Here is a 17,961-nt window from a genome sequence, read left to right as displayed (position 1 = left end):
CAACAGCCAACAGCTAATGGCTAACGACAAATAAAACCCATAAAGCCAAAATTTGCAATACAAAATTACTATTTTTGCACTCCAATAATTATGACAACAAAAATAATCATAAAAAACAAAAAAGCTTCGTTTCTGTACTTTTTGTTAGACGAGTACAGCGCCGGCATAGTATTGCAAGGAACGGAAATAAAATCCATTCGCGAGGGAAAAGCAAATCTAACCGATAGTTATTGTGCCTTTATAGGCGACGAACTTTTTTTGCTGAATGCTCATATAGCCGAATACGCCTACGGCAACAGATTTAATCATGAACCCAAACGCCCACGAAAACTTCTACTAAACAGAAGAGAACTCAAGAAGATTAAAGGTAAAATTACCGAAAAAGGACTTACCATTGTTCCTACACAACTATACATAAACGAAAACGGCTTATGCAAGGTAGATATTGCCATTGCCAAAGGAAAGAAAGTTTATGATAAACGCGAAAGCATCAAGGAAAGAGATAGTAAACTAGATTTGAAACGTAGAGGATATTAGTGGTGATAGTTTTGAGTTAGGAGTTACGAGTCAGGAGTTACGAATGAGAAAGTTAAATCATAGACTAAAGACTCAGAACTCAGAACTCAAAACTCGAAACTAACCCGTAACCCGAACCACGCAACATCCCGAAACTTCGGGACAGAACTCAGAACTCAGAACTCAGAACTCAGAACTCAGAACTCGGAACTCAGAACTCGGAACTCGGAACTCAGAACTCGGAACTCAGAACTCAGAACTCGAAACTAACCCATAACCCATTTTCCCATTTTGACAATTTCACAACCTCTTATATATCAGACACTTGTCTTATTATAGAAAAAAAACAGTCTCTTTATAAAGAAATTTATGATGAAATTAAAAAATATGTTATTTTTGCATTAAGTTACCTTAAAATAGGTGATTTTTGCATTAAATATTGAAAAAACTGAACCATAATATAATGCTAAATATAAGAAAAATAATATTCTTACTTTTTCTTCTGTTGCTTGCGTTTGCCGGTAGCCTCACAGCCCAAACGCCAGCACCATATTTCGTTTCGTGGGATACCGGTAACGATGCAAACGACGGCTTAACCTGGCAAACTGCTTTTAAAACGGTAGGTAAAGCCTGTGATGCCATAGGTAGAAACACTTCCGACGGCAGAACATATAATGTGTATATGGCAAAAGGAAGATACACCCCATCTGGGGGCATTACCCTTACGGGCAATAAAACCATACGTTTTATAGGCGGTTTCCCTGTACCCAACGAATTTACAACCGGTGCCGACACCTGCAACATATGTGTATACGCATACCCTGCCATAATAGATATTGAACCTTCCGCTGATGGTAGCGTTATCAGAATTGGTCCAAGCACCTTAGGAAGTCCTGTCGAAACTCAATCAACTAATGTGTATTTTAAAGGCATAACCTTCGATAATAACACCACATCCGGCGGTGCCGCTGATGGTACATTTTTAACTTGTACAAGGTACTCAAACAATGCGACGATAACAATGGAGCATTGCTATATAAAAAATTACAGGTCAAATGCAGCATGTTTCATTTATGTTTATAGATCGGATAACCATACCTTTAATTTCAAGAACGTATATGTTTCCGGTGGCGATAGAGGTAGTAGTAGCAGTTTAATATCTGGAGGAGGATTTTTCAGAGTGTATAGGAATATCACTGCTAGTGGTGAGAATGCCTCTAAGAACATTACGCTCAATGTTGAAAATTGTGTCTTTACTAATAATATAACGCGTGAGGTAGATGGCGGCACTTTTTTTAAAGTACAAACCGATGAGGCAAGTAACGGTGCAAAAGCTGTTTTTAGGAACAACAAGTTTTGTGAAAACGGACATGTTGGTACAGGAGTAGGTACATGTATATATATAGAGGGCGCCGAAGAAGTAACTCTCGAAAACAATACCTTCTCAAACAATGATGGACGTGCATTAGTACATCTTAAAAAATGTTACACCAAATCCATCAAAAACAATGTGTTTTACGACAACATTTCAACCGGTAGAAGTGGAGTAGCCTACTCCTTTGAAGGCGTTCATAACCTTACAGGTCCCTCTACCGATTACGTTATTGATGGCGATAAATTTTACGGTAATTATACAGAAGGAACAGCATTAGGAGTTGCAGATGCCGGTGCTATTAACGCTTTAGAAGCCCCTTTGGTAGTTAAAAACAGTATTTTTATAGGAAACTACACTACACAAACTGGTGGCGACGGAGGTGCTATTTTTGCTAATGAATGTGGTAAATTAGAAATTGATAATTGCTATTTCAAAGACAACGAATCAAGGGCTTTAGGTGGTGCCATTTATGCTAAAAACACTCTTGTTGGAATTCAAAACAGTATCTTCATAGGGAATAAGAATACAGAATCCAATACCAACAAAGGAGGTGCAATTTTTGTGAAAGACGGCGTATTCGGAAGTAGTAACAATTTCTATATAAACAACGAAACAGGTCATTCGGGTGGAGCTATAAACCACGAAGGAAATTATCGTTTCCTCTCAACTAACGACGTGTTTTATGGCAACAAAGCCGGACACACTGGCGGCATATCTGCCACACGAGGCGGTGGTGCTGTCTATTTTTACCTAAACGAAGACCAAGAAATAGAATTTAATCGTTGTGATTTTCTGGACAACCTTTCAGGATTAGATGGAGGTGGTATAAAAGTATATGGTCCTAGCATTTTGGGCACCACAACTTGCGAATTGAATAAGTTATATAATTGCAGGTTTTGGGACAACACGGCTTCAAGCGGTGCCACCAAGGATGTTTCCTCCGACCGTAAAGTTACCATAGGTACTAATGCAACTAAGATAAAAGGCTGCCATATGCAGCATAGGCAGAATACCTATCCAACGACGGGTAATGGTAGATTTATCTTCGAAAATATCGGGAACTCCTTTGGCGTAAACCCCAACATCCCTATACCAACGCCAACTGAATACACCATACCTGATGCTTCTGAATATGCATGTCCCGAAGCTCGAAAAACTTTTATTCCCCATATAGCTGCAACCGTAGGAACCGACACAACACAAAACATTATAGCAACCAATATATGCGTTGAGCAAATTGCTACCACCAAGCTCAGCGCCCATTCAATTACAGGAGTTCCTCCTTTTACTTTTGAATTTCGTATAGATAAAATTAAACCCGGAATGACTGCTTGGCAGACAGGCGCTGTACAAACCTTAACAACTGTTGGTAGCTCGCATACTGTACAAGCTAATGTTCCCAACGAAAACCTCCTTGATGGCGTAACATATCGCTATGTTGGTTTAAAAGTAACCGACGCCAGGGGTATAGTAAAAGATTATACACCTTGCGATGGTACGCATTTTATTAATATAAACGTAAATCCGAAACCCAAGGTATCGGCAGGCTATACTTATGCCTGTCCGGGTCCGAATGCAGTATTAAATGCAACTTTTACAGAAACCAACACCTTAACAGATGCAATGAAAGCCCTTGGTGCTGAATGGGAGAACTCCGAAAATGTTACCGCATGGCAATGGACAGGACCCAACGGTTTTACTTCAACTGAACAAAACCCTACTATTACAAATTTAACAAGTGCCAAATGTGGTGTTTACACAGTTACGGTTACTGATAATAACGGATGTACCAATAGTGCATCGGTTACAGTAACACTAAACACAACCGACACCGACGGCGACGGCGTACTCGATTTATGCGACCTTGATAACGACAACGACGGAATACTTGATGCAGACGAACTTTACTGCAACAACCCCAATTTGCCTGTAGCCATAACTACCGGAAAAGGTAAGTACAAAACTCAACTCGGCTTTTTCGACTTTACAGGTGCCACGTGGAATGCAATAGGCAATAAAGTTACACGTACTGCTACATACAACGGTGTTACATACACTGCTGAGGTTACGTACATAGATATATATAATAAGGTAGAAGGTCATCCTACAATTGACATCAAAGATTTGCCCAATAATCCTAATGTGCCTAAATTTGAGGGCTGGGACATGAATACCTGGGATGTTACTAATCAGCCTCAAATGATAAAAAATTACTACAATGTAAACGGCACTAGCTTTAAAGAAGCAATATATTATAATAAAAATGCCCCGGGAGCTGTACCACTGTTTGGCGAAGCAAGTTTTAAAATAGATGTAAAAGCTCATGTAGAAGGACAGCCCGATAATCCTGTACCATTCCAATTAGTAGTATTTGATGCGGAAGGCTCAGGAATGGAGGCTATGAACAATTGGTACGGACAAATAAAATATACCGACTTGCAAGGACAAGGTTTCCAATTGCTCGAAAAAACGGGAACAGCCAATTTCAACGATGTAGTAACCGTAAGTTACCCACCCTTTTCTCGTACTGCACAAAAAGTTGAATTAAGTCCCGATAATCGCATCCTTTCATACAACCATACTGCCAACTTACCCGGATTGCCTAGCAACGTGAACGGTATGTTTGAAACTATCGACTATACATCGTCTAACCACTCTGTTAGAGTTGATGTAAAAGCACGCAGTGGCTGTCAGGGATTTGGTTTTGCCGTGCGCACGCTTTGCGATACCGACAGCGATGGCACTCCCGACTTCTTAGACTTAGATTCCGACGGAGACGGTTGCTTTGATGCTATTGAGGGGACAGGGAATGTTACTCCGTCACAGCTTACAAGTGGTAGAATAAGTGGTACTGTAGATGCTAACGGTGTACCTACACTTGTAGGAGCAGATGGACAAGGTGTTGGATACTCAAAAAATCCCCTAATAAATGCTTGTACCGATACCGACGGAGACGGTGTGCCCGACATAAACGACCTCGATAACGATAACGACGGAATATTAGATGCTGATGAACTATACTGCCACAATCCCGATTTGCCGGTTGTTAAAACTGTCGGTAGAGGTCAGTATAAAACACAACTCGGCTTTTTCGACTTTACAGGTGCCCAATGGAATGCAATAGGCGATAAAGTTACCCGTACTGCTACCTACAACGGCATTACTTATACCGCCGAAATTACATATATAGATATATATAATAAGGTAAATCCCGGTACCGACATAACAACCGACCTCAGAGATTTAAACGATAGTGGTATAGTACCTCAATTTATCGGATACGACATGAATACGTGGAATGCCGGACCTCCGCAAATGATAAAAAATTACTACAATGTAAACGGTACTAACTTTAAAGAGGCTATATGGGTTGCTAACAATTTATTATTCGGCGAAGCGACATTTAAAGTAAATGTTAAAGCCGAAAAAGGCGGACAACCGGTACCTTTCCAATTAGTGGTATACGATGCGGAAGCCTCAGGTTTTAAATTAGACAACAATTGGCCCGGACAAATAATATTTACCGACATGCAAGGTAAAGGTTTCCAATCGCTTGAAAAAACAGGAACAGGCAACTACAACGAAACAGCGAGCGCATCTTTCGGAGGTGTTACCTATACCGTAGAAAAAATTAAATTAAGCAACGATAATCGCATTCTCTACTACAACCACACTAATAACAGTCCGGATATAAGCAATGTAAACGGTTTGTTCCAAACCATCGATTATACCTCATCAAATCATATAGTTAAAGTTGCTTTAAAAGCACGTGGTGGTGCCGGTGCTTTCGGTATTGCCGTGCGTACGCTCTGCGATGCCGACTCTGACGGCAAGCCTAATTTCTTAGATTTAGATTCCGACGGCGACGGCTGCTACGATGCCATTGAAGGCGATGAAAATGTAGCTGCTACACATCTTAATGCTAACGGAAGTATAAATATTGCATCTTACGGCGGTGTAAATGCCGATGGGGTTCCAAACTTGGTTAACTCAGGCGGTGCTGCCGATATTGGCGGAGATGTAGGACAAGGCGCAGGTTATTCAAAAAATCCACTTGTAAATGCTTGTACCGATACCGACGGAGATGGTGTGCCTGACATAAACGACCTTGATAACGATAACGACGGAATACTTGACAGCTCGGAACTTCACTGCAATAATCCGGATTTACCTATTGCAGGAAGCACTATAGGGAGTAATGCAGCCTATGGAAATCAGCTTGGTTTCTTCAATTTTGCAGGTAAAACATGGAATACCATCGGACAAACTCACACTGTTACAGCCACATACAACGGCGTTACTTATACTGCGGAAGTTACCTATTACGATGTGGATAATAGAGCAGAAATTTCAGGTACTACCGATTTTATAATGGCACCTGTTAGTTCAGCTGTGCCACCTTTTGTAGGACACGATATAAATACATGGGCTGCCGGTCCTGCTCAAATGATACATAAATACTACAACGCCGGTGGAGCAGATTTTAAAGAGGCAATAGCCATTGACCCCGGTAATAAAATATTACGCGGCGAAGCAAAATTTTGGATAAAAGTTAGTGCCGAAAAGGCAGGACAACCCGTTCCATTCAAATTGGTGGTATTTGATGCCGAAGCAACCAGTTTAAAGATAACCAACAACTTTACAGAGGATATAAATATTATAGATTTCGGTAAAGGTTTCCAACTATTAGAAAAGACAGGAACTGCACCCAATTACACCGACCCTGTTACTGCAACTGCCTCAGGAGGCTACAGCATTACGGTTCCGAAAATTGGGCTAAGCGCCAACAAACGTAAAATTACCTACAACTATACTGATAATAACATAAGCCCGCCAAGCAATGTAAATGCTCTATTTGAAACTATAGACCACACCTTAAGCGAACACAAAATAGAGGTAAGAATAAAGGCACGTGGCGGTGGAGGTGCATTCGGTTTTGCAGTGCGTACACTTTGCGATACCGACAGCGACGGTAAGCCCAATTATTTAGATTTAGATTCCGACGGCGACGGCTGCCCCGATGCTATTGAAGGCGACGAAAATGTTACCGCCGGACAGCTTAATGCCAACGGCAGTATAAATATAACTACTACCGGTGGTGTAAATGCCAATGGTGTTCCCAATTTGGTTAACTCAGGCGGTGCCGCCGATATTGGCGGAGACGAAGGACAAGGTATTGGTACTTCTTTAATAGCTTCAAATATATCGGTAACTACACAGCCTGCCAATGTTACAGTTTGTAGCGGAAATACAGCCGTTTTCACTGCTACAGTTAATATTACCGGTACAGGCAGCTGGACGTACCAGCTACAACGTAAAAACGGCGCTACGTGGAATAATGTTGGTTCTCCCGTTACCATTACCGACAATAACATTTCGGCATCCATAACTAATGCTACCGAAAGCGGCACCTACCGCTTTGAATTTATAGGTGTTAACAATCCTTGCCCTGTTTATTCAAACGAAGCAACGCTCACGGTTGTTACAAATACTATGGTAACCTCTGTTGTTGTTAGCAATGCCGACTGCTTTGAAGCATCTACAGGTTCGTTTAAGGTTACTGTTACGGGAGGAACTCCAAACTACACATACAAACTTTTAGACGAATATGGCAATCCTTATATTGCCGGCGGTTACACACAAAACACTCACACTACTTCAGCTACTACACATACATTTTCTAACCTGCCCGCAGGGTTTTACATTATTACCGTAACCGACTCTAACGGTTGTGTGGAAGATGTTTGTATTTAATATTTTTATTAACAAAAAAAACAATATGACTAAAAAACAAAAAATTTAACTTGAAACTAAAAATAATAAAAAATTCCATTTTTGGGAATTTATGTAAACTGCTTTAATACAGACACTTACTAATTTTAATGAAAATTATTTAATTATTAAGGCAATTTATTTGTATACCTATTATAATATATATTATTTTTGCAAGAAGTTCAGTTAGATAGTATTTTTTGGAATCTTTAAAAAGATATTAAAATATTTTACAATTAAAAGAAATAAAGAAAAAAGGAAAACCATATAGATAAAATTTAACAAAATAATTAAAACATGAAAAACAAATTTACATTATTAATTACATTAGCGTTTCTGCTTCTGTTCGGCTACTCTTCTAAGGCGCAGTCTTTTTGCGTCATAGAAGTTAAGCAGCCCTCTAAGCTCCAAGCTGTAATTCAAGATGTTACCAAAACTGTTTGTTATGGTACAACGGAAACGTTTACAATTACGCTTAAAGGAGGGACACAACCTTGGCAGTTAACTATTGGTACTGACGTAATTTCTGGCATTTACGACACCGATGCTGACCCCAATGACAGCACTTTTGTTTACACTTACACAACACCTGCCTTAATATCCAATACTACATATAGTAGCGGTTCCGGTGCGGGTATTGTTACCGTATCTGTTACCGATAAAAATAGCTGTACCGGATACGTTAGCGGTAGTGCTGCTTACACTGTTGTTCCTGAAATTACTATTGCAGCTATACCCGACCAAACAATATGTACGGGTTCCAGCACTACAATTACTGCCGTAGCAGGTGGTGGTACCGGCACCTTTACATACCAATGGAAGGTAGAGACTGAACCAGGCGTTTGGGGTAATGCTACAGGGGCTTCGGCTACAAATGCTACATACACAACACCTACACTAACTGAAACAACAAAATATAAAGTTGTTGTGACTTCAGGAGGTTGTACTAAAGAATCCAACGAAGTTACTATTACTGTTACGCCTGCTATTACTATACCAACTATAGCAGACCAAACTATATGCACGGGTTCTAGCACAACAATTACGGCTGCACCAACCGGCGGTAACGGCTCTTATACATACCAATGGATGGTAGAGACTGGACCAGGCGTTTGGGGTAATGCTACAGGACCTTCGGCTACAAATGCTACATACACAACACCTACACTAACTGAAACAACAAAATATAAAGTTGTTGTAACATCAGGAGGTTGTACTAAAGAATCCAACGAAGTTACTATTACTGTTACACCTGCTATCTCTATACCAACTATAGCCGACCAAACCATATGCACGGGTTCCAGCACAACAATTACGGCTGCACCAACAGGTGGTAGCGGATCTTATACATATCAATGGATGGTATATGACAACGAAACTTCGAGTTGGGGTAATGCACCAGGGGCTTCGGCTACAACTAATGAATACACAACACCCGCACTAACTGCTAATACAAAATATAAAGTTGTTGTAACGTCCGGCGGTTGTACCAAAGAATCCAACGAAGTTACTATTACTGTTACACCTGCTATTACTATACCAACTATAGCCAACCAAACTATATGTCCGGGTACCAGCACAACAATTACGGCTGCACCAACAGGTGGTAACGGACCTGGCACTTATAGCTACCAATGGAAAGTAGAGACTGGACCAGGCGTTTGGGGTGACGCACCAGGTGCTTCGGCTACAAGTGCTACATACACAACACCTGAACTAACTTCTGAAACAAAATATAAAGTTGTTGTAACATCAGGAGGTTGTACTAAAGAATCCAACGAAGTTACTATTGGTGTTTACACTGCTGTTATTGTTCAAAACATTGATAATCAAACCATATGTTCTGGCAATAGCACAATACTTACAGCTACTCTGTCCAGTGGTACTGCAAGTTCCTATCAATGGAAAGAAAAAGTAGGTGGTAGTTGGCAAAATGCAACAGGTGGTAGTGGTGCTACAACTGCTTCATACACAACACCTACACTAGCTGAAAATATGATATATAAAGTTATTGTAACGTCAAGTGATGGTTGCGTTGGTGAATCTAACGAAGTTACTATTACTGTTACACCTACTCTTACTTTACCGGATATAGCTAACCAAACAATATGTACGGGTACCGGCACGACACTTACGGCTAATCCAGATGGTGGTAACGGCTCATACGACTACCAATGGAAAAAATATAACGCCGGAACTATGAGTTGGGATAATGTTGGTACTAATTCCAATACATACGCAACAGGTAACCTAACAGCTACAACACAATATAAAGTTGTTGTAACGTCAGGTGCTTGTACTAAAGAATCTAACGAAATAACTGTTACTGTCCTTGGTAATATTACCATCACAACTCAGCCAGCAAGTACAACCGTATGTTCAGGTGTTCAGGCAACACTTTCTGTTACAGCAAGCGGTAGTGTTGGTCATACTCTAAATTACCAGTGGCAAAAATATGATGGCAGTGATTGGCAAAATGTTGGTACTAATCATTATGAATATGAGACAACTGCTGAAACTCCTGCAGCTGGTACAACTAGTGCAACAACATATAGAGTAATTGTTACGTATGCAGAATTACCTACTTGTAAGCCTGCAACTTCAAACGATGCTATTGTTACAACAAGTGGAGGTCCTACATCTCAATATACTCTTACAAATGCTACTTGTTATGGTGGAACCGGTTCAATAGTAATAAAGGTAACAGCAGGTGTGCCTAACTTTACGGTTACCTTGTACGAAGGCGAGGGTCTAGGTGGAACTGTAGTTGGTACACAAACTGTAAACGCAGTTAATGGCACCGCAACGTTTACACCTTTACCGGCTATGAAATATACCGTAACTGTTAAAGACCAATACGGTTGTGAAGGCACCTGCCCCACAGAACCGTAATTGGAAGCTGTATAACTAACAAAAAATCTCCTGTGAAGAATTTCGCAGGAGATTTTTTTTAATGGCGGTTGGTGAGTGGTGGTTGGTGAGTGGTGATGAGTGATGAGTGGTGAGTGGTGAGTGGTGAATGGTGAATGGTGATTAGTGATGAGTGATGGCTTGTCCCGAGTATTCGGGAGTGATGAGTGGGTAAGTTATGAGTTCTGAGTTCTGAGTTCTGAGTTCTGAGTTCTGAGTTCTGAGTCTCAAAACTTCCGTCTTCGGTATCCCGACTTCCGACTTCACTAGCTAATGGCTAACGGCTAATGGACTAACAGCTAACAGTCCCGAAAATTCGGGACTAACGGCTAATGGACTAACAGCTAACAGCTAACGGCTAACGGCTAACGGCTAATAGCCAACAGCTGCTCCCATAAACTACGAAAAAAAACTCAACAATTACTTTGATATATAAAAAAAAGTTGTACTTTTGCAGATTGAAAATAAAAAGAGAAAGTTAAAGTAAGAATTAAGACATGTATTTGACACCTGAAATTAAAAAAGATATTTTTTCGAAGTACGGAAGCTCCGAAACCGACAGCGGTAGCGCCGAAGGACAAATCGCTTTGTTTACCCACAGGATTCAACATTTGACCGAACACCTCAAAGTGAACAAAAAAGACACCGCTACACAACGTTCGTTGGTACGCTTGGTTGGAAAAAGACGCAGACTTCTTGATTACCTCAAAAAGAAAGATGTTGAACGTTATCGTTCCATCATTGCTGAACTTGGTATCCGTAAGTAAAAAACATCTATGACAATTTTAACATAAAAGGCAATTGCTATAATTGCCTTTTTTTGTATTTAAAACAATTATAAAATAATAACTATGAATGTACAAAGAACACAATTTGATATAGGCGATGGTCGTATAGTAGAAATTGAAACAGGTAAACTAGCTAAACAAGCCGACGGCTCATGCGTCGTAAAGTTTGGCGACACAATGCTGTTGGCAACTGTTGTTGCCGCAAAAGAGGCTAAAGAAGATACCGACTTTTTACCTCTATCGGTAGAATATCGCGAGAAATACGCCGCAGCCGGTCGTTTCCCGGGAGGATTTTTTAAACGCGAAGCACGCCCGGGCGACCAAGAAATCTTAACCGCCAGACTTATAGACAGAGCATTACGTCCCTTGTTCCCCGACGATTTTCACGCCGAAGTGCAAGTTATTGTAACTCTTATCTCGGCAGAAGAAGACGTTTTGCCCGACGCTTTAGCTTGCTTGGCTGCCTCCAGCGCTATAGTTGCCAGCGATATACCTTTCAACGGACCCGTTAGCGAGGTCAGAGTTGCCAGAATAGACGGCAAACTTGTAATAAATCCGAAATACAGCGAGTTGGCTAACGCCGATATAGACATTATGGTAGCTGCCACGGCTGATAATATTATGATGGTAGAAGGCGAAATGAAAGAAGTTGACGAACAAAGTATGATAGATGCTTTGATGTTTGCTCACGAAAATATTAAAATCGCCTGCCAAGCTCAGTTGGAATTGGCTGCTAACGTTGAAAAAGCAAAAACAAAACGCGAATACTGCCACGAACAAGTTGATTTGGAATTGGAAAAAGCTATTTTCGACCATTGCTACCAACCTATTATGGATACGGCAATGAAAGCCTTATCGAAAAGTGAAAGAAATACTGCTTTTGAAGAAATTAAAAACAGTTTTATTAGCACTCTTAGCGAGGAAGAAGCTGAAGAAAAAGCGTTTATGATAAACGGATATTATCACAAAGCCGAAAAAGAAGCTGTTAGAAATATGGTATTAGACAGCGGTCGCCGCCTTGATGGTAGAATTCCTACCGAAATACGTCCTATATGGTCGGAAGTTGGATATTTGCCCGGAGCTCACGGTTCGGCTATATTCACACGCGGTGAAACACAATCGCTTACAACCGTTACTCTCGGTTCAAAACTTGATATTCAGGATATTGACGGTGCTGTTATTCAGGAACAGCAAGACTTTATCTTACATTATAATTTCCCTCCATTCTCAACAGGCGAAGCACGACCAATAAGAAGTACCAGTCGCAGAGAAATAGGACACGGAAACCTTGCTCTTAGAGCACTTAAAGCTATGCTTCCCGACAAAGAAGACAATCCGTACACAATAAGAGTTGTGAGCGATATCTTAGAATCAAACGGCTCATCGTCGATGGCTACAGTGTGTGCAGGTAGTTTGGCTCTTATGGATGCCGGCGTTAAAATGAAAAAACCTGTGGCAGGTATTGCTATGGGACTTATTACCGACGAAAAAACCGGAAAATATGCCGTACTAAGCGACATATTGGGTGATGAAGACCACCTTGGGGATATGGACTTTAAAGTTACAGGTACTCATGACGGTATTACAGCTTGCCAAATGGATATTAAAATTAACGGTCTGCCGACCGAAGTTTTGAAAAAAGCCCTTGAGCAAGCACGTCAGGGTCGTATCCATATCCTTAACGAAATGGCTAAGACCATTACCGAACCACGCGAAGATTACAAACCAAACGTACCTCGTATTGAAACTATTAAAATTGATAGAGAATTTATTGGTGCGGTTATAGGACCCGGTGGTAAAGTTATTCAAGAGATGCAACGCGAAACAGGCGCTACTATTGTTATTGAAGAAGTTGGAGAATTTGGCGTCATCGACATCGTTTCCAAAAATAAAGAAATGATGCAGTTGGTTAAAGATAAAATCAAGAAAATAGTTGCAGTGCCTACTGTAGGCGAAGTGTACGACGGCGTTGTTAAAAACATACAACCTTTTGGAGCTTTTGTTGAGATATTGCCCGGAAAAGACGGACTGCTTCATATTTCGGAAATAGACTGGAAACGAATTGAAAAAGTGGAAGACGTTCTGAAAATCGGAGACCAAGTTACCGTCAAATTAATCGACATTGACCCCAAAACCGATAAGCTAAAACTTTCGAGAAAAGCGCTTATTCCCAAACCGGAACGGAAGTGATTGGTGGTCAGTGATTGGTGATGAGTGGTCAGTGAATGGTGAACAGTACGTACCACCCATCACCCATCACCCATCACCCATCACCCGCCACCCATCACCCATCACCAGTCACTATCTACGCCAAACCGTCTGACTTCTATCAGGTCCTACTGAAACTGCGGTAACATTTTTGTTTACCATTTGTTCTACGTAGTTTACGAAATCTTTAAGCTGTTTTGGTAAATCTTCAAATGTTTTGCAATCGACTGTGCTATATTTCCAGCCTTCCAACTGACGCCAAATCGGTTTAACTTCGTTTAAATTAAGCATGGAGTTGAATTCGGAATAGATTTGATTTTTGTATTCGTACTTTTCGCATACCGAAATGCTTTCAAAATCATCTAAAACATCAACTTTCATCATTATAAGGTCGGTAACGCCATTAATCATAACTGCATAATTAAGAGCGACAATATCCAACCAGCCGCATCTTCTGGCTCGTCCGGTAGTTGCACCAAATTCATGACCTTTTTCCTGCATTGTCTTTGCAGTATCGTCGAACAGTTCCGACATAAAAGGTCCACTTCCAACACGCGTACAATAAGCCTTAAAAACTCCGTACACCTTATCTATAGCCGAAGGTGGCACACCCAAACCTGTACAAACTCCGCCGGTAATGGTATTTGATGAAGTTACAAAAGGATATGTTCCGAAGTCAATATCTAACAAGGTACCTTGAGCTCCTTCGGCTAATACTCGCTTGCCCGAAGTCAACGCTTTGTTTATATAAATTTCGGTATCAATAACCTGATATTGTTTCAAGTACTCAACAGCTTTGAGCCATTGCTCTTCGTATTCTTGCAAGGTTTTTCCTTCTATTTTGTACGAGTTATAATCAAATTTTTTGCTTTCCAACTGACTTAAGTGAATATTTTTCAGCATTGTATATCTATCAGAAAAATCTTCTGAAAAAATATCACCAACCCTCAACCCTAAGCGGGCTACCTTATCGGTATAGCAAGGTCCTATTCCTTTAAGAGTGGAACCAATTTTTTGCTTGCCCAACATTTGCTCGTTGGCAGCATCCATAAGTCGGTGAGTAGGCATTATCAAATTTGCACGACTTGAAATAATAAGGTTTTCTTTGGGATTAAAACCTTTATCAATAATTTGTTTGAGTTCGTTTTGCAAAATCAAAGGGTCTATAATAACACCGTTGCCAATCAGATTGATAATGTTTTTATGAAAAATACCCGATGGTATTATGTGCAAAACGTGCTTCAGGTCGCCTATGTTGAGCGTATGTCCGGCATTAGGTCCGCCCTGAAAACGTGCCACAATATCATAATTTGGCGATAAAAAATCAACAATTTTGCCTTTACCTTCGTCTCCCCACTGGAGACCTAATAATACATCTATTTTCATTTTTAATTTATATTGTAATTCAACAAAATAAAACGATTTCCGATATTAACTCAGGAAATCGTATTCGTTACAAAGATAAAACTTTTTTCGGTAATAATACTAAACTTTTATTAAAAGAGTGTTAGTTGTTATTTCTCGTTATTATTGTTGGAATTTATTGAACCATAGCATATTAGCGAATGATGCATAATTTTAACTCCAAGGTTTTTTTCAACAGACTTTATAATATCGAGCAAACGTGGGTCGCAAAACTCAAGCACTTGTCCGGTTTCTAAGTCGACAAAATGGTCGTGTTGGTTATATTCAAAAGATTTTTCAAACTGAGCCGATCCATCGCCAAACTGATGTTTTACAACCAAATGACTATCCAAAAGCAAGTTCATTGTATTGTACAAAGTCGCCCTGCTAACAGAATATTTATTGTTTTTCATGTGAATGTACAAAGTTTCTATATCAAAATGTCCTTTCATTTTGTACACTTCCTCAAGTATAGCATACCTTTCGGGAGTTTTGCGATGCTTGTTGTTATCTAAAAACTTAGTAAAAATTTGTTTTACCTGACTTAAACTAATTGTTGTTTCCATTTACTTTCTATTTTTTTCCAAAATTAAAAAATTATTTTAAATTAGATTAGATAAAAACATTTTTTATTAAAAAGTTTCTGAAAAATCCGTAATTCTATTCACTTCGTTAATATTTTCAATTTTGCGTAGCGACTCAATCAAATTATCCAAAACTTCGCGCGAACAAACTTGAATTTTTATATGAGCCTTAAACAAATTATCTTCGGTATTAATATTCAATCCCTTGAGTTCAACGTTTTCGGATTTACTTATAATGTTGACAATATCGGCAAGTAACCCCGATTTATCGATTCCGATAGCTGAAATAAACGCATAAAATTTGTTAGTATTGGCATTTGTCCATTCGGAATGATTAATTCTATCGGAAAATCTGGACATAAGAAAAATAGCCTCTTCGCAATTATCTTTATGAATAATCCATTTGTCCGACTCGGGATTGTACGCTATGATATTGTCGCCGGGAATTGGGTAACAACATTTTGCAACCGTAAAATCCATATCATCGACTTCTAATTTCTTTTTCTTTCGGTCTTTTAGTGCGTATATTTCTTCGGGCAACAGTTGCTCGTTTTTAGCAGGTTTATCAGTTTTAAATTTATAGTCTTTTAAAGAATAAAATTCGTGAATTAGTTCGTCAGAAACCTTACCCAAGAACACATCATAATACAAATCATGTATTCCGGAATATCCGGCGTAAACACTAAACCTCTGAACTACGTTGGTACTAGCTGAGTATTTAAATCTTCTCAGACGTCTTTCTAAAAGTTTTTTCCCTTTTTCGATTTCATTTTTTCTCTCTTCTCGGTAAAAATCTTTAATAGCTTTGATAGCTCTATTGGTTTTTACTTCGTTAAGCCAACTCAACTGCGGTTTGCTTTTGTCGGAAGTAATTATTTCAATTTTGTCGCCTGTTTTAAGTTGCTGAGTCAATGTTGCCCAATTTCTGTTTACAGTTGCCGCAATTGCCTGATTGCCAATATTGGTATGGACTGCATAAGCAAAATCGAGTACGGTACTGCCTGTCGGCAAAGATATTACATCGCCGGTGCGTGTATAAACAAAAATATCCGACGGAGTTAATTCTCTTTTTACAACATCAAGAAAGACCAATGAATTGGGATTTGGCGATGTGAGTACCTCTCTGATGCTATTGAGCCACCCATCAACAAAAAGAGTATTGGGATCGCCCAACTTATATTTCCAATGAGCCGCCATGCCCCTTTCGGCAATTTCATTCATCCTAACCGACCGTATTTGTACTTCAACCCACTCGCCCCTACTATTCATTACGGTAGTATGTAAGGCTTCGTAGCCGTTTTGTTTCGGAATGGAAATATAATCGCGCAATCTGTTGGGTTGTGGTCGGTACAGCTTTGTTACTTCCGAATAAATTGAAAAACAAGCCAACTTTTCATCTTCTCCTTCCGGAACATCTACAATTATTCTAATAGCAAAAACATCATATATTTCTTGAAAGGGAAGTTGCTTTTTCTTCATCTTTTGATATATGGAGTATGCCGTTTTTATTCTGCTATCAATTGTAAACACAAATCCCAACTCGGTTAGTCGTTTTTTAATAGGTGAAATAAATTCGTCGGTTATTGCGGTTCTTTCGTCTCTTGAAATATCAATAGTCCTTTTTATAGATGAATAAATAGCAGGTTCTAAGTATTTTAAAGATAAATCCTCTAATTCACTTTTTATTTCGTATAAGCCCAATCGGTGAGATAGTGGTGCGTACAAGTAAAGTGTTTCGGCTGCAATGTCTTTTTGTTTAGGCAAAGGCATGGCATCCATAGTTCGCATATTATGCAATCTGTCGGCAAGTTTAATAATTACAACGCGGGCATCATCAGAAAGCGTAACAAGCAAGCGCTTAATATTTTCGGCTTGTGCCGATACTTGCTCAATCAAAAAACCGTCTTTTATCTTTGTCAGACCCTCAACTATATATGCGGTCTTTTTTCCAAAACTACTTTTAATGTCATCAATGTTGTATTCGGGGCTGTCTTCAATAACATCGTGTAATAATGCACAAATAACAGATGTTTCGCCAAGACCGATTTCGGTAGCAACTATATTAGCTACCTCCAACGGATGGTAAATGTACGGCTCGCCTGTACGACGTCGCATATTTGCATGCGCCGACTTTGCCATTTCTAAGGCACGTCTGATATTGTCGACGTTTACGTCGGATCTGTTCTTTAAAACAGATTCAATTATCATGTCATAACGCCTTTCTATTTCAACTTCTTCTGCTTTTGTATATAAACTCATCGGGCAAAATTTGTTTAAACATTATTATTTATTTTTGTTAAAAGTACTAATTCCAATAAGAAAACACTAACTTTGCATTAGAAACAAACAAAAGTAATGCTAATTTATAAAAATTGTGTGTTTATTCGTTTTTTATTCACAAAAT

At 39.5% G+C, this 17,961-nt stretch carries 8 protein-coding genes; 5 read left to right on the top strand and 3 right to left on the bottom strand.

Translation table 11 applies throughout. The features are described 5' to 3' along the window. The first annotated feature begins 90 nt into the window (after positions 1-90). The 5 genes from smpB to PHP31_03590 all read left to right on the top strand — a co-directional run bounded on the left by smpB (position 91) and on the right by PHP31_03590 (position 13,551). Positions 91-537: an SsrA-binding protein SmpB gene (gene smpB / locus PHP31_03610; GenBank protein ID MDD3738361.1), complete on the top strand. Its 447-nt coding sequence runs from the start codon at positions 91-93 to the stop codon at positions 535-537. 442 nt (positions 538-979) lie between these two features. Further along, positions 980-7,645, top strand: a complete 6,666-nt coding sequence (locus PHP31_03605) for a hypothetical protein (protein MDD3738360.1) — start codon at positions 980-982, stop codon at positions 7,643-7,645. 315 nt (positions 7,646-7,960) lie between these two features. Beyond that, the gene (locus PHP31_03600) at positions 7,961-10,555 is read left to right on the top strand and encodes a hypothetical protein (GenBank protein ID MDD3738359.1); all 2,595 of its coding nucleotides are present in this window, start codon (positions 7,961-7,963) and stop codon (positions 10,553-10,555) included. Between the two features lie 515 nt (positions 10,556-11,070). Next, complete coding sequence (rpsO, locus tag PHP31_03595; protein ID MDD3738358.1) at positions 11,071-11,340, top strand: 30S ribosomal protein S15; 270 nt, start codon at positions 11,071-11,073, stop codon at positions 11,338-11,340. A gap of 84 nt (positions 11,341-11,424) precedes the next feature. Next, positions 11,425-13,551, top strand: a complete 2,127-nt coding sequence (locus PHP31_03590) for a polyribonucleotide nucleotidyltransferase (protein ID MDD3738357.1) — start codon at positions 11,425-11,427, stop codon at positions 13,549-13,551. Between the two features lie 111 nt (positions 13,552-13,662). Here the strand turns inward: PHP31_03590 and PHP31_03585 are convergent, their stop codons facing one another. From PHP31_03585 to PHP31_03575, 3 genes are all read right to left on the bottom strand, one after another. Next, complete coding sequence (locus PHP31_03585; GenBank protein ID MDD3738356.1) at positions 13,663-14,955, bottom strand: adenylosuccinate synthase; 1,293 nt, start codon at positions 14,953-14,955, stop codon at positions 13,663-13,665. Positions 14,956-15,083: 128 nt separating this feature from the next. Then, the gene (locus PHP31_03580) at positions 15,084-15,539 is read right to left on the bottom strand and encodes a transcriptional repressor (GenBank protein ID MDD3738355.1); all 456 of its coding nucleotides are present in this window, start codon (positions 15,537-15,539) and stop codon (positions 15,084-15,086) included. A gap of 66 nt (positions 15,540-15,605) precedes the next feature. Next, positions 15,606-17,816 carry a RelA/SpoT family protein gene (locus PHP31_03575; protein ID MDD3738354.1) on the bottom strand — a complete coding sequence of 737 codons (2,211 nt, stop codon included), beginning with the start codon at positions 17,814-17,816 and terminating at the stop codon, positions 15,606-15,608. Positions 17,817-17,961 lie beyond the last annotated feature (145 nt).

The organism is Lentimicrobiaceae bacterium (genome assembly GCA_028697555.1).
In the GTDB taxonomy this organism is placed as follows: Bacteria; Bacteroidota; Bacteroidia; order Bacteroidales; family UBA4417; genus UBA4417.
The sequence above is the reverse complement of the archived record's forward strand: the minus strand, read 5'-3'. Positions and strand labels throughout refer to the sequence as shown.